The sequence below is a fragment of the Enterobacter sp. GD03975 genome (assembly GCF_029838645.1).
Lineage (GTDB): Bacteria > Pseudomonadota > Gammaproteobacteria > Enterobacterales > Enterobacteriaceae > Enterobacter > Enterobacter quasihormaechei.
Map to the genome: position 1 here is coordinate 130,640 of NZ_JAOBZC010000008.1, position 14,150 is coordinate 144,789.

Below are 14,150 nucleotides of genomic sequence, written 5' to 3' on the forward strand. Positions count from 1 at the left end.
CAACTGGCGAGGCAAAATTAACGTTATGAATATTTGTAAGAAAAAAACCGAATATGCACACGAGCGTTAAGAGTCACTCAATATCATCGCAAGGAAATATAAAGTGTCAGTTTGCGACGCGGGCAGCATTTTAAGGCATATTGGCGGGTGATGACAGCCTCAGATGAGCGATAAGGCGATAAGGTGCCCTTCAGGTGCCTTAAGGGCTGGAGACGTTTTAAAAAATGGCTGAATATTCATCGGCTGGCGCCTGTTTGTAACAAAACAATACAAACAAAATCTTTTATAGAGTAATAAAAGGTCTTTTATAAGCAAAAAAAGATTCAGAAAAATAGCAGGCTATCTTTCATAAGGAATAATCTTAATTTTTATCCGGATTTTAATTTACGTAATAAATGTACAGCTAGGGGGCAGTTTTCACTCCCCCCGCTGAGATATTAATGACGGCTCAAAATTCCGCGCCGATAGAGATTACGTTTGATGCGCGTCAGCCCGGGTTTCGGCTTACGGGGTTCATCCAGGCTTGCCAGAACGATCTCCAGCACCCGCTCGGCGACGTCGCGGTGACGCTGGGCCACGGCCAGCACCGGACATTGCAGGAAGTCGAGCAGTTCGTTATCGCCGAAGGTCGCAATCGCCAGATCGGATGGCAGCTTGCCATCGCGACGTAATGTGACGTCCATGACCCCCTGCAACAGGGCAAACGAGGTGGTAAACAGGGCCTGCGGCATGGGGTGCGTTTCCAGCCATTTTTCGAACAGCTGAGCAGCCGCTTCGCGCTCATAGCTGTTGGCATACAGATAGTGAACGTCACGCGGATCGTCTTTCCATGCGGTACGGAACCCTTGTTCACGCAGGAAGCTCACGGAGAGTTCAGGCAACGCCCCCAGATACAGCACCGTTTCAGCGGGGAAGGTACGCAGCTCGGCAGCCAGCATTTCTGCATCGTCCTGATCGGCACCCACTACGCTTGTGAAATGCTCACGGTCAAGCGCACGATCCAGCGCCACAATAGGGAACGGATCGTTCGCCCAGCGCTGATAGAAAGGATGCTCCGGTGGTAAAGAGGTCGACACGATGATGGCGTCAACCTGACGTTGCAGCAGATGCTCAATGCAACGCATTTCGTTGTCGGGCTGATCCTCGGAGCAGGCAATCAGCAGCTGATAGCCACGCTGGCGAGCCTGACGTTCCAGATAGTTGGCGATGCGGGTGTAGCTGGTGTTTTCCAGGTCCGGGATCACCAGGCCAATCGAGCGGGTGCGCCCGGCACGTAAACCTGCGGCGACAGCATTCGGATGGTAATTATGCTCACGAACGACTGCCATCACTTTCTCAACGGTCTTATCGCTGACACGATACTGCTTTGCTTTACCGTTAATCACATAGCTGGCCGTGGTTCTCGACACGCCGGCGAGCCGGGCGATTTCATCCAGTTTCACAATTGCCTCTCAAAAAAGAAAAAAGTCCATGGCCCTGTCAAGGTTATGGTTAAATATTTTAACATCTAAACGCAGAATAGCCTTCACGGCAACCGCTTTTGTCTGCGTTGTCGGCGGATTACGCAAAAAAAAGCCCGGCTTTGGCTACCGGGCTGAAAGAGGCGAACCTTTTGCGCTACTCACGCATGATTTTATCGCCGCGCGAGAGGCCAACAACACCAGAGCGCGCAACTTCAACTATTTTTGCCACATCCCTGACAGACGCCAGGAATGCGTCCAGCTTATCGCTCGTTCCGGCAAGCTGCACAGTATATATAGAAGGCGTGACGTCGATGATCTGCCCACGGAAGATATCCGTGTTGCGTTTGACCTCTTCACGGCCGTAACCGCTGGCCTGGATTTTCACCAGCATCACTTCACGTTCAACGTAAGCCCCCTGCCCCAGCTCGCTGACGCGCAACACGTCCACCAGCTTATGCAGCTGCTTTTCGATCTGCTCAAGCACTTTCGCATCGCCGACGGTCTGGATCGTCATGCGGGAGAGCGTGGGATCGTCGGTCGGTGCAACGGTCAGGCTTTCAATGTTGTAGCCACGCTGCGCAAAAAGCCCAATGACGCGCGACAGTGCGCCCGACTCATTTTCCAGTAATACAGATAATATCCGGCGCATATCAGGTTCTCTCCGTTTTGCTTAACCACATTTCATCCATACCACCGCCGCGAATATGCATCGGATAAACGTGTTCTGAGCCGTCAACGATCACGTCCATGAAGACGAGGCGATTGCTTTTAACGTGCTCAAGCGCTTCGCCGAGCTTCGCTTCCAGCTCTGACGGATCGGTTACCCGCATGCCAATATGGCCATAGGCTTCAGCCAGACGGACAAAATCCGGAAGTGACCTCATATAAGACTGAGAGTGACGGCCGGAATAAATCATATCCTGCCACTGCTTCACCATCCCGAGATAACCGTTATTCAGATTCAGCACCAGCACTGGCAGCTCATATTGCAGCGCGGTAGAAAGCTCCTGAATATTCATCTGAATACTGCCGTCACCCGTCACGCAGATGACCGTTTCGTTCGGCAGCGCCAGCTTTACCCCCAGCGCGGCGGGCAGGCCAAAGCCCATCGTGCCCAGCCCGCCTGAGTTGATCCAGCGACGCGGTTTATCAAACGGGTAATACAGCGCAGCGAACATCTGATGCTGGCCCACGTCAGACGTTACATACGCATCGCCGTTCGTCAGACGCCAGATCGTCTCGATCACCGCCTGCGGCTTGATGCTCTCACTCTGCGTGTCGTATTTAAGGCACTGACGGCTCCGCCATAGCTCGATTTGCTGCCACCAGTCGCGGATCTCGTCCAGGGGTTGAGACGCGGATTCCTGCGCCAGCAGATCTAACATCTGCTCCAGCACCTGACGAGCGTCACCTACGATCGGTACATCCGCCGGCACCGTTTTAGAAATAGAGGTAGGATCGATATCAATATGCAACACCGTCGCATTCGGGCAGTATTTCGCCAGGTTATTGGTGGTGCGATCGTCAAAACGCACGCCGACGGCAAAAATCACGTCAGCGTTGTGCATTGTCATATTGGCTTCATAGGTGCCATGCATACCCAGCATGCCCAGCGCCTGACGGTGGGTAGCCGGGAATGCCCCCAGCCCCATCAGCGATGACGCGACAGGAAGATTAAGCTTCTCGATCAGTTCGCGTAGTTGCGTTTCACAGGCCGCATTGACGGCGCCGCCGCCCACATAGACCACCGGCTTTTTCGCAGCCAGCAGCGTTTGCAGCGCACGCTTAATCTGTCCTTTGTGCCCTTGCGTCGTTGGATTATACGAACGCATGCTCACCGACTCAGGCCACAGGTAAGGCAGTTTGTTCGCCGGGTTGAGAATATCTTTTGGCAGATCGACAACTACGGGCCCGGGACGACCGCTGGCGGCCAGCCAGAAGGCTTTTTTCAGTACGCCCGGGATGTCTTCAGTTTGCTTAACCAGAAAGCTGTGCTTCACCACGGGGCGTGAGATCCCCACCATGTCGCACTCCTGAAACGCATCATAGCCAATCAGTGACGTCGCCACCTGTCCGGAAAGAATGACCAGCGGAATGGAATCCATATACGCCGTCGCGATGCCGGTAATGGCATTGGTCGCCCCCGGCCCGGAAGTGACCAGCACAACACCCACTTCGCCCGTGGCGCGGGCCAGACCGTCAGCCATATGCACAGCGGCCTGCTCATGACGAACCAGAACATGATCGATACCGCCTACCGTGTGCAGCGCGTCATAGATATCGAGAACCGCGCCTCCAGGATAGCCGAACACCTGCTTCACGCCCTGATCGATAAGCGATCGGACGACCATTTCCGCGCCAGACAACATCTCCATGCTTTGCCTCCAGGCTTTTGTTATAGACGGTCTACAGAATTCATTTCCGCGCCGTCTTCTGACAGGGTTAACCCATCTTATAATTTGCAGAGTGATTGCTACCTTAACCGCTCGTTATGAGGCAGGCAATTAGCAAACCGGAAGCGGGAATGAGTAAGAAAAGCAGAATAAACAGGTGTCAGATACGAATATGGTGTATTCGTCTGGAATGCGTGGAGACAATAATAATTCATCTCTTAAAAAGAGGAGGGATCAGGAAATCATCTATTTTTGAGCATGTCTGAGTGAGTGAAAAAAATGAAAGCAGAACAAAATTTTGCCCACATGAAAAATCACAGAATAAACCGCACGGTGCCATGCGGTTTATTCACCCGAATTTAACGACGACAAATAGCGATCAGCAGCTCTTCCATCCACTGATGCCCTTTATCCCGACCCGCGGCTTCATGCCATGAAAGGTAACAGGTACGGCTATTAAGCTTGAGCGGCAGAGGTAAAATTTGCAGGTCCAGCGAATCGGAGAACTCTTCAGCAAGCCAGCGCGGTGCGATGGCGACCAAATGGGTCTGAGAAACGACGTTTAATACGCTGACCATGGCCATCCCCTGATAGGCCACGCTGGCTTGTTTATCGGCAGTGTCATACCACGGCTGACTGAATGAGGCATATCGGTCAAGCGCAACAACGGCGTGCTGCTCGCTGTAAACATCGCTTTCACGCAGCGGCGAATTCATACGGGGATGTTTTTTACTGGCAACTAATACCATTTCATCTTTGAACAATGGAACGCAGGCAAATTCTGGACGGCGGAACTCTTCATAGCCCAGAACAAACTCTGTTTCCTGATAACGAAGCTGGTGTTCAGTGTTTTGATTTAATGATGATTTAAAAACGAGGTGAATATTTGGGGCGATCTGTTCAACTTTATTATATATAACAGACGTCAAATAATTGTCTAACGGACTGCAAACACAGAGATGGAAAACTCGCTCACTGCTTAAGGGTTCAAAGCCCGAACCGGGAAGCTCATTTTGAACCAGCTGTAGCGCCTGACGAATCGAACCGAATAGCTGGAATGCACGCGCCGTGGGCTGTATACCCCGTCCATAACGTACAAATAACTCGTCGTTAAACATCACCTTAAGTCTGGCTACGGCATTACTCACGGCAGGTTGAGACATTCCCAGAGATTGCGCTGCTCGTGTAATATTCTGCTCCTGCATCACTGCATCAAATACCGTTAACAAGTTAAGATCCACTGTGCGTAACTGAGGCTTAACCCCATCATAAGACTGTGGTTGGTTAATATTATTTTCTGGCATTTCTGACTCCACCGTCACGCTAAATTCCCTTTGCCAAAGTACAGTAATAAGTTCGAAAAATATGATTTACCATGCATATACAACAAGCGAAAGAGAATTATTTAAAATTCGGAATATATAAAGAGCCCTCGTTTCTGGCGTGGCATTACGCCGCCCAAAAATGAAGCGCTAAAAACGTTCAAATGATATCTTAAACTTTAATGCAGGCATGAAACCATAAACCAGACAAATACACAATCACCGCCCTCGTGAATAACGACTTAAGTATTATTAAACTATTAATGGCATAGGCCGCGTTTTCATTAACAAACTGATATCAATATTGATCATTTACTCACCCGCAACTCATTCACGTCACTTATAAATCAACAAGATGAAACAGATTTCTTTTCACAGCATGTCGGTAAAAATACTGTGTTCAATTGCTACCAATTATATTCAAATTATTCCAGAGATGAATCTTCAGTCCAATAATAGACAATAAAGTCGGTTAGCCATGCCAAAACCAGCACAATTAGCTAACGTACTTACCCTGTACTGAATAGCCGTTTTGCCTGTGAGGGGTTGACATGCGTCAGCGTATCCAGTACCACTAAAAGCATAACGCATTCACCTGGAGCACGATTCATGATTCGCACCCTTCGTTTCACCGGTCTACTACTACTAAACGCATCCACTGTGCGCGGTAGACTGGCGGGCGAAATTCAGCGTTGAATCGTCTTCAGTAAAACTAAAAACCCGCGCCACTGCGCGGGTTTTTTTATGCTCGTAGCAAGGCGCCCTAAGACTGACAAGGACCTAACCCATGAGCCAGCAAGTCGTTATTTTCGATACTACTTTACGTGACGGTGAACAGGCGTTACAGGCGAGCCTGAGTGTTAAAGAGAAACTGCAAATTGCGCTGGCCCTGGAACGCATGGGTGTAGACGTAATGGAGGTCGGTTTTCCTGTCTCCTCGCCGGGTGATTTTGAGTCAGTGCAGACCATCGCCCGCACCATCAAAAACAGCCGCGTGTGCGGTCTGGCGCGCTGCGTTGAGAAAGATATCGATGTGGCCGCGGAATCCCTGAAAGTTGCAGAAGCCTTCCGTATCCATACGTTCATTGCCACCTCACCTATGCACATTGCGACCAAGTTGCGCAGTACGCTGGATGACGTGATCGAACGCGCGGTTTACATGGTCAAACGCGCGCGTAACTACACTGATGACGTTGAATTTTCCTGTGAAGATGCTGGCCGCACGCCGATTGACGATCTGGCGCGCGTAGTCGAAGCCGCTATCAACGCGGGCGCTAAAACCATCAACATCCCGGACACCGTCGGCTATACCATGCCGTTTGAGTTCGCCAACATCATTACCGGCCTGTACGACCGCGTGCCAAATATTGATAAAGCCATCATCTCCGTGCACACCCACGATGATTTGGGTCTGGCGGTGGGTAACGCCATCGCCGCCGTCCACGCCGGCGCGCGTCAGGTTGAAGGCGCAATGAACGGCATTGGGGAACGTGCCGGCAACTGCTCGCTGGAAGAAGTGATCATGGCGATCAAGGTGCGCAAAGACATCATGAACGTGCACACCCGCATTAATCACAACGAAATCTGGCGCACCAGCCAGACCGTGAGCCAGATTTGCAACATGCCGATCCCGGCTAACAAGGCGATTGTTGGAACCGGCGCGTTCGCCCACTCCTCCGGTATTCATCAGGACGGCGTGCTGAAGAACCGTGAAAACTACGAAATCATGACCCCGGAATCCATCGGTCTGAACCAGGTTCAGCTGAACCTGACCTCACGCTCTGGCCGCGCGGCGGTGAAACACCGTATGGAAGAGATGGGCTATCAGGACAGCGATTACAACATGGATCAGCTGTACGACGCCTTCCTGAAGCTGGCCGACAAGAAAGGCCAGGTATTCGATTACGACCTGGAAGCGCTGGCATTCATCAACAAACAGCAGGAAGAGCCAGAGCATTTCCGTCTGGACTACTTCAACGTGCAGTCAGGCTCAAGCGATATCGCTACCGCCTCCGTCAAGCTGGCCTGCGGCGAGGAAATTAAAGCGGAAGCCGCCAACGGTAACGGCCCTGTGGATGCCATTTACCAGGCGATTAACCGCGTTACCGAGTACGACGTAGAGCTGGTGAAATACGACCTGACGGCAAAAGGGCACGGCAAAGACGCCCTGGGGCAGGTCGATATCGTCGTCAATTACAACGGTCGCCGCTTCCACGGTGTGGGTCTGGCGACAGATATTGTCGAATCCTCCGCAAAAGCGATGGTGCATGTCCTGAACAACATCTGGCGCGCCGCCGAAGTCGAAAAAGAGTTGCAACGCAAAGCTCAGAATAAAGAGAACAACAAGGAAACCGTGTGATGTCGAAGAATTACCATATTGCCGTGTTGCCGGGTGACGGTATTGGCCCGGAAGTGATGGCACAGGCGCTGAAAGTACTGGAAGCCGTTCGCTCGCGTTTTGCGATGAAAATTACCACCAGCCACTACGATGTGGGCGGTATTGCGATTGATAACCACGGTACGCCGCTGCCAAATGCAACGGTGGAAGGCTGTGAAAATGCCGATGCCGTGCTGTTTGGCTCCGTGGGCGGCCCGAAGTGGGAACACCTGCCGCCGGCCGGGCAGCCTGAGCGCGGCGCGCTGCTGCCACTGCGTAAACATTTCAAGCTGTTCAGCAACCTGCGTCCGGCGAAGCTGTACCCGGGGCTGGAAGAGTTTTGCCCGCTGCGCGCGGATATCGCAGCCAACGGTTTCGACATCCTGTGCGTGCGTGAGCTGACCGGCGGCATCTACTTCGGTCAGCCAAAAGGCCGCGAAGGCAGCGGTCAGCATGAAAAAGCGTTTGATACCGAGGTCTATCACCGTTTTGAAATTGAACGTATTGCCCATATCGCCTTTGAGTCGGCGCGCAAACGCCGCCGCAAGGTGACCTCCATTGATAAAGCGAATGTACTCCAGTCGTCTATTTTGTGGCGCGAAATCGTCAGCGAAGTGGCTAAGCAGTACCCGGACGTTGAGCTGTCGCACATGTACATCGATAACGCGACGATGCAGCTGATCAAGGACCCGTCACAGTTTGACGTCCTGCTGTGTTCCAACCTGTTCGGCGATATTCTCTCGGACGAGTGCGCAATGATTACCGGCTCGATGGGCATGCTGCCCTCTGCCAGCCTGAACGAAGAAGGCTTTGGCCTGTACGAGCCGGCGGGCGGTTCCGCGCCGGATATCGCCGGCAAAAACATTGCCAACCCGATTGCGCAGATCCTCTCCCTGGCCCTGCTGCTGCGCTACAGCCTGGATGCAGGCGATGCAGCAACCGCAATTGAAAACGCCATTAACCGGGCGTTAGAAGAAGGCGTCCGTACCGGTGATTTAGCACGCGGCACGGCGGCAGTCAGTACCGATGAAATGGGCGACATCATTGCCCGCTATGTCGCTGAAGGGGTGTAATCATGGCTAAAACGTTATATGAGAAGTTGTTTGATGCGCACGTTGTCCACGAGGCGCCAGACGAAACCCCGCTGCTGTACATTGACCGCCATCTGGTGCACGAAGTGACCTCCCCTCAGGCCTTCGACGGACTGCGTGCGCACAAGCGCCCGGTGCGTCAGCCGGGTAAAACCTTTGCCACGATGGATCACAACGTCTCCACCCAGACCAAAGACATTAATGCTTCCGGCGAGATGGCGCGCATCCAGATGCAGGAGCTGATCAAGAACTGCAACGAATTTGGCGTGGAGCTGTACGATCTGAACCACCCGTATCAGGGGATCGTCCACGTGATGGGACCTGAGCAGGGTATTACGCTGCCGGGCATGACCATCGTCTGCGGCGACTCCCATACCGCGACGCACGGCGCGTTTGGCGCGCTGGCGTTCGGGATTGGCACCTCTGAAGTTGAACACGTTCTGGCGACACAGACTCTGAAACAGGGACGCGCCAAAACCATGAAGATTGAGGTGAAGGGCAAAGCCGCACCGGGTATCACCGCGAAAGATATCGTGCTGGCGATTATCGGCAAAACCGGCAGCGCAGGCGGCACCGGTCACGTGGTTGAATTTTGCGGTGACGCTATCCAGGCGCTGAGCATGGAAGGTCGTATGACCTTGTGCAATATGGCCATTGAGATGGGTGCCAAGGCAGGGCTGGTCGCACCGGACGAAACCACCTTCAACTATGTGAAGGGGCGTCTGCATGCCCCGAAAGCACAGGATTTTGACGACGCAGTCGCATACTGGAAAACCCTGCAAACGGATGAGGGGGCAGTTTTTGATACCGTGGTAACGTTGCAGGCGGAAGAGATCGCCCCCCAGGTCACCTGGGGCACCAACCCGGGCCAGGTCATCTCCGTCAACGACAGCATTCCTGACCCGGCTTCCTTCGCCGATCCGGTCGAACGCGCCAGTGCGGAAAAAGCGCTGGCCTATATGGGGCTGAAACCCGGCGTACCGCTGACTGACGTGAGCATTGATAAGGTGTTCATCGGCTCCTGCACCAACTCCCGTATCGAAGATTTACGCGCGGCGGCTGAGATTGCTAAAGGCCGCAAAGTGGCGCCCGGTGTGCAGGCGCTGGTTGTGCCGGGTTCCGGTCCGGTGAAAGCCCAGGCGGAAGCGGAAGGTCTGGATAAGATCTTTATCGACGCGGGCTTCGAGTGGCGCCTGCCGGGCTGCTCCATGTGTCTGGCGATGAACAACGACCGCCTGAATCCGGGCGAGCGTTGCGCATCCACCAGCAACCGTAACTTTGAAGGCCGTCAGGGCCGGGGTGGACGCACCCACCTTGTCAGCCCGGCAATGGCCGCCGCCGCCGCAGTCACCGGTCATTTCGCCGATATTCGCAGCCTGAAATAAGGAGACAATCATGGCAGAGAAATTTACCCAACATACGGGCCGTGTTGTCCCGCTGGACGCCGCGAACGTTGACACTGACGCGATCATTCCTAAGCAGTTTTTACAGAAAGTGACGCGCACGGGCTTTGGCGCGCACCTGTTCAACGACTGGCGTTTCCTTGACGATAAAGGCGAAGTGCCCAACCCGGAGTTCGTCCTGAACTTTCCGGAATACAAAGGCGCGTCGATTCTGCTGGCGCGGGAAAACTTTGGCTGCGGATCGTCGCGTGAACACGCGCCCTGGGCGCTGACCGACTACGGCTTTAAGGTGGTTATCGCCCCGAGCTTCGCGGATATCTTCTACGGCAACAGCTTCAACAACCAGCTGCTGCCGGTGACGCTGAGCGACGAGCAGGTCGATGAGCTGTTTGCGCTGGTGCAGGCGAATCCGGGGATTTCGTTTGAGGTGGATCTGGAAGCGGAAGTGGTGAAAGCCGGGGATAAAACCTATAGCTTCAGCATTGACGCGTTCCGTCGCCACTGCATGCTGAACGGTCTGGACAGCATTGGCCTGACGCTGCAACACGAAGAGGCTATCTCCGCCTACGAGAAAAAACAGCCTGCGTTTATGGGGTAGAAGCAATGGCCCGCAGGGCGCGGGCCATTGATAAGGGTGCGTTGAGGCAAGTACGTTTCGGCATTCCAGCCTCCATATTGCTTTTCGGCAATGAAGAGACTAACCTCGCAATGATCGTTGTGAAGTTTGTCTCCCCATCAGTTTTTTGATGTGGGACTCTCCACTGTTTGCCTCTTGCGAGAGCCTGAGGCAAACAGCCTCAAGCACCCGTCACGCACTCTATGCGCCTTCTTTGCACCTGTCAGAAAATCGTTTCATTTCGTGAAGCCGCCTTCCAGAATCAAACGTCTTTAACCCGGCACGTCAACACCAGCGTGACAATCGAAATCGCCGCAATCACCCAATACACGGATGCATGGCCATAGCTTTGCGCCAGCGCCCCCTGAATTACACCCGCCAGGATCACGCCGGTCGAAATACTGTTGGTAAAAAGCGTGGTCGCCGAGCCAGCGCGTCCAGGCATGAGATCCTGGAACCAGAGCATGCCTATCCCGGCGACAATCCCGATAAACACGGCATTAAACAGTTGCAGCGCCAGCAGCGCGTTGTGCGAGTGGAAGAAGATCAGCCCGATATAGAACATCACCCCGGCGGCAACCGCCACCACCATCATTTTGCGTTTTCCGAAGCGCTTGACGTAATATCCCGCCAGAATCATTGCCGGAATTTCCAGCCCGGCAGCGGTACCCATTAAGATCCCCGCAAGCTTGTCCGGCAGCCCCAGATCGCTGCTGATCCACAATGGCATATCAATGATGTACATGGTGTTGCAGGTCCACATCAGCGTGGAGGCGATAAACAACATGCGGACGTTTTTATCCTGCCAGCCGCTTACCTGCGTGATGGGCTTGTCCGACGCCTGCTCCACGCGCGCCACCGACGGCAACGCAAAGGCAATCAGCGCCAGGCTGATGGCAAAAATCCCCGCGGCGATGGAGAACATGGCGGTGAAACCGTAGTTCAGCGTCAGCATGAACGCCAGCGGAGGGCCGATGACCCACGCGAGAGAGAGCTGGGCACGCATCACCGAACTGAACATCACCACTTCCCGCGCCGAGTTGTCGGCGTACTCCCGGGCCAGAGCGAACAGCTGCGGCATGGCGGTGTTTGCCAGAGAAGCCAGCAGCACGCCGCAGGTGATGAGGGTCAGGTAATGGCGGTTGAAGGCAAACAGCAACGCGTTGCCCACGGCCATGGCGCAGCAAAAGAGGATCAGTTTGCGGCGATCGCCCTGGCTGTCGGATCGTTTCGCCAGCCACAGGCTGACGAGGATCCCGGCAATGGCGTTGACGGTATAGAACAGACCCACCCAAAACGGCTGCGCCCCCACCTCACGGCTGAGAAACAGGCTCAGCGTCGGTGCCTGTAGCGCACCGGCCACGCCCATCATAAAGGCCACCAGCATAAAAGCGGCGTACACGCCGTTCAGGCGTCGCCCCATCGTCATCAACCAGAGCATGCGCAAGTCCTTGTGAAAGCGAATCGAATTTGGGTGAAATAGTAAACGAAAAAAGCCAGCAAAAACATTTTGCTGGCGGGTGATTAGCACCAATACTCAGTCACACATGATCGAGGCGAGTTAGCGAGAAGAGGTCGGTTTCGTAACGTCCCACTGCATCAGATCTTCCAGGATTCTCAGCCGCTGCTCTGCGCACTGGCGGGCCAGCCAGGACACTCCCTTTGTCGCTGAAAAATAGTGCTGATAAAACTGACGTGCGGTAGACCTCTTCATAATTTACCTCCTCGCTTCATCGGGAAGAATTATTGGCCTAATATAGGGATAAATAAATTGCTGGTTTTTTGTCAGGAGTTCCCCTTTTATGCCTTCCGGTCGTCTGCAACAACAATTCATCCGCCTGTGGCAGTGCTGCGAGGGGCAGTCGCAGGAGACCACGCTGAACGAACTGGCCGAGCTGCTTAACTGCTCCCGGCGTCATATGCGCACCCTTCTCAACACCATGCAGCAGCACGGCTGGCTCAGCTGGGAAGCGGAGGCGGGACGCGGTAAGCGCTCGCGCCTGACGTTCCTTTATACCGGCCTGGCGTTGCAGCAGCAGCGGGCGGAAGATTTGCTGGAGCAGGACCGCATCGATCAGCTGGTCCAGCTGGTGGGCGACAAAGCCGCCGTGCGCCAGATGCTGGTCTCGCACCTGGGACGCAGCTTTCGCCAGGGACGCCACATTCTGCGGGTGCTTTACTACCGCCCAATGAAAAATCTGCTGCCCGGTACGGCGCTGCGTCGCTCTGAAACCCACATGGCCCGGCAGATATTCAGCGGCCTGACGAAAATAAATGAGGAAAACGGGGAACTGGAAGCGGATATCGCGCACCACTGGCAGCAGCTTTCCCCGCTGCACTGGCGCTTCTTTTTACGCCCGGGCATTCATTTCCACCATGGACGCGAGCTGGAGATGCGTGACGTCATCGCTTCTTTAGAGCGCGCCCGCACGCTGCCGCTCTATTCGCATATCACGCGGATCCACTCCCCAACGGCCTGGACGCTGGATATTGAGCTATCGCAGCCGGACAACTGGCTTCCGTGGCTTCTTGGCTACGTGCCCTCGATGATCCTGCCTGCCGAGTGGCGATCCCTGAACAATTTTTCCAGCCAGCCGATTGGTACAGGCCCCTACTCCGTTACGCGCAATAACAGCAATCAGCTGAAGATCCGCGCCTTTGATGACTATTTTGGCTATCGGGCGCTGATCGACGAAGTGAACGTCTGGGTGTTACCGGATCTCAACGAAGAGCTGAGTGCAGGCCTCACCCTGGAAGGACCAACAACCAGCGAAAAGGCGTTCGAGAGTCGCCTGGAAGAGGGCTGCTACTATCTGCTTTTTGACAGCCGCAGCCATCGCGGGGCGAATCACGACGTCCGTAAGTGGATAAGCCATATTCTGGCCCCCGCTAACCTGATTTATCACGCTGAAGAGCAATACCAGACCTGGTGGTTCCCGGCCTATGGCCTGCTTCCGCGCTGGCACCATGCACAGCCGGTCCGCAGCGAGAAACCTGCCGGACTGGAGACCATCACCCTCAGCTACTATCGCGATCACATTGAGCACCGGTTTATCGCAAGGATCATGAGTAAGCTGCTGGCAGCCGAGGGGGTGACGCTGGCGATACAGGAAGTGGACTATGATGAATGGCACCGCGGGGATGTGGTCAGCGATATCTGGCTCAACAGCGCGAACTTCACGCTGCCGCTGGATTTCTCGCTCTTTTCACACCTGTATGAAGTGCCTCTTATTCAGCACTGCATCAGCCGGGACTGGCAGCAGGACGCCGCAAGGTGGCGGGCAGGAGAGATGGATCTGGCCGCCTGGTGCCAGGAGCTGCTGGCCGGGCAGACGATCGTACCGTTAATTCACCACTGGCTGCTGATCCAGGGGCAGCGCAGCATGCGCGGCCTGCGGATGAACACCCTGGGCTGGTTTGATTTTAAATCCGCGTGGTTTGCGCCGCCGGAGCCATAACGCTTTCGTAATATTCACCAAATCATT

Annotated in this window: 11 protein-coding genes; 5 read left to right on the forward strand and 6 right to left on the reverse strand. The window is 54.4% G+C overall.

The features are described from left to right. Window positions 1-437: 437 nt before the first annotated feature. The 4 genes from cra to leuO form a co-directional block, all read right to left on the reverse strand. Window positions 438-1,442 carry a catabolite repressor/activator gene (gene cra, locus N5C09_RS14545; RefSeq protein WP_003856369.1) on the reverse strand — a complete coding sequence of 335 codons (1,005 nt, stop codon included), beginning with the start codon at window positions 1,440-1,442 and terminating at the stop codon, window positions 438-440. A 175-nt stretch (window positions 1,443-1,617) separates the two neighbouring features. Then, on the reverse strand, window positions 1,618-2,112 hold the full coding sequence (gene ilvN / locus N5C09_RS14550; protein WP_001252742.1) for an acetolactate synthase small subunit: 495 nt from the start codon (window positions 2,110-2,112) through the stop codon (window positions 1,618-1,620). Window position 2,113: 1 nt separating this feature from the next. Then, window positions 2,114-3,838 (reverse strand): acetolactate synthase 3 large subunit, encoded by a 1,725-nt coding sequence (gene ilvI, locus N5C09_RS14555; RefSeq protein ID WP_279749292.1) that lies wholly within the window; start codon window positions 3,836-3,838, stop codon window positions 2,114-2,116. A 377-nt stretch (window positions 3,839-4,215) separates the two neighbouring features. Next, window positions 4,216-5,160 carry a transcriptional regulator LeuO gene (leuO, locus tag N5C09_RS14560; RefSeq protein ID WP_063867450.1) on the reverse strand — a complete coding sequence of 315 codons (945 nt, stop codon included), beginning with the start codon at window positions 5,158-5,160 and terminating at the stop codon, window positions 4,216-4,218. 805 nt (window positions 5,161-5,965) lie between these two features. Here leuO and leuA point away from each other — a divergent pair. Genes leuA through leuD form a run of 4 tightly spaced genes read left to right on the forward strand, consistent with a single transcriptional unit; the run spans window position 5,966 to window position 10,647 of the window. Beyond that, the gene (gene leuA / locus N5C09_RS14565; RefSeq protein WP_279749293.1) at window positions 5,966-7,537 is read left to right on the forward strand and encodes a 2-isopropylmalate synthase; all 1,572 of its coding nucleotides are present in this window, start codon (window positions 5,966-5,968) and stop codon (window positions 7,535-7,537) included. Then, window positions 7,537-8,628 carry a 3-isopropylmalate dehydrogenase gene (gene leuB / locus N5C09_RS14570; protein WP_063450669.1) on the forward strand — a complete coding sequence of 364 codons (1,092 nt, stop codon included), beginning with the start codon at window positions 7,537-7,539 and terminating at the stop codon, window positions 8,626-8,628. Before leuA ends, leuB begins: the two co-directional genes overlap by 1 nt. A 2-nt stretch (window positions 8,629-8,630) precedes the next feature. Next, entirely contained in the window at window positions 8,631-10,031 is a 1,401-nt protein-coding gene (gene leuC / locus N5C09_RS14575; RefSeq protein WP_131636667.1) for a 3-isopropylmalate dehydratase large subunit, read from the forward strand. Between the two features lie 10 nt (window positions 10,032-10,041). Next, window positions 10,042-10,647 (forward strand): 3-isopropylmalate dehydratase small subunit, encoded by a 606-nt coding sequence (leuD, locus tag N5C09_RS14580; protein ID WP_045141617.1) that lies wholly within the window; start codon window positions 10,042-10,044, stop codon window positions 10,645-10,647. A gap of 280 nt (window positions 10,648-10,927) precedes the next feature. On the opposite strand, the gene N5C09_RS14585 is transcribed toward leuD, so the two are convergent. Together N5C09_RS14585 and sgrT are read right to left on the reverse strand one after the other, a co-directional pair. Continuing rightward, window positions 10,928-12,106 (reverse strand): sugar efflux transporter, encoded by a 1,179-nt coding sequence (locus tag N5C09_RS14585; RefSeq protein WP_279749294.1) that lies wholly within the window; start codon window positions 12,104-12,106, stop codon window positions 10,928-10,930. Between the two features lie 120 nt (window positions 12,107-12,226). Next, a complete protein-coding gene (sgrT, locus tag N5C09_RS14590; RefSeq protein WP_003856388.1) occupies window positions 12,227-12,379 on the reverse strand; it encodes a glucose uptake inhibitor SgrT in 153 nt (50 codons plus the stop codon). 88 nt (window positions 12,380-12,467) lie between these two features. On the opposite strand from sgrT, the gene sgrR reads away from it, so the two are divergent. Next, window positions 12,468-14,123, forward strand: coding sequence for an HTH-type transcriptional regulator SgrR (gene sgrR, locus N5C09_RS14595; protein ID WP_063867445.1), 1,656 nt, complete (start codon window positions 12,468-12,470; stop codon window positions 14,121-14,123). Window positions 14,124-14,150 lie beyond the last annotated feature (27 nt).

Bases quoted from the DNA above. Each gene is read 5' to 3' on its own strand.
- ilvN (WP_001252742.1), bottom strand. From the start codon at position 2,112: ATGCGCCGGATATTATCTGTATTACTGGAAAATGAGTCGGGCGCACTG.
- ilvI (WP_279749292.1), bottom strand. From the start codon at position 3,838: ATGGAGATGTTGTCTGGCGCGGAAATGGTCGTCCGATCGCTTATCGAT.
- leuO (WP_063867450.1), bottom strand. From the start codon at position 5,160: ATGCCAGAAAATAATATTAACCAACCACAGTCTTATGATGGGGTTAAG.
- leuA (WP_279749293.1), top strand. From the start codon at position 5,966: ATGAGCCAGCAAGTCGTTATTTTCGATACTACTTTACGTGACGGTGAA.
- leuB (WP_063450669.1), top strand. From the start codon at position 7,537: ATGTCGAAGAATTACCATATTGCCGTGTTGCCGGGTGACGGTATTGGC.
- leuC (WP_131636667.1), top strand. From the start codon at position 8,631: ATGGCTAAAACGTTATATGAGAAGTTGTTTGATGCGCACGTTGTCCAC.
- leuD (WP_045141617.1), top strand. From the start codon at position 10,042: ATGGCAGAGAAATTTACCCAACATACGGGCCGTGTTGTCCCGCTGGAC.
- N5C09_RS14585 (WP_279749294.1), bottom strand. From the start codon at position 12,106: ATGCTCTGGTTGATGACGATGGGGCGACGCCTGAACGGCGTGTACGCC.
- sgrT (WP_003856388.1), bottom strand. From the start codon at position 12,379: ATGAAGAGGTCTACCGCACGTCAGTTTTATCAGCACTATTTTTCAGCG.
- sgrR (WP_063867445.1), top strand. From the start codon at position 12,468: ATGCCTTCCGGTCGTCTGCAACAACAATTCATCCGCCTGTGGCAGTGC.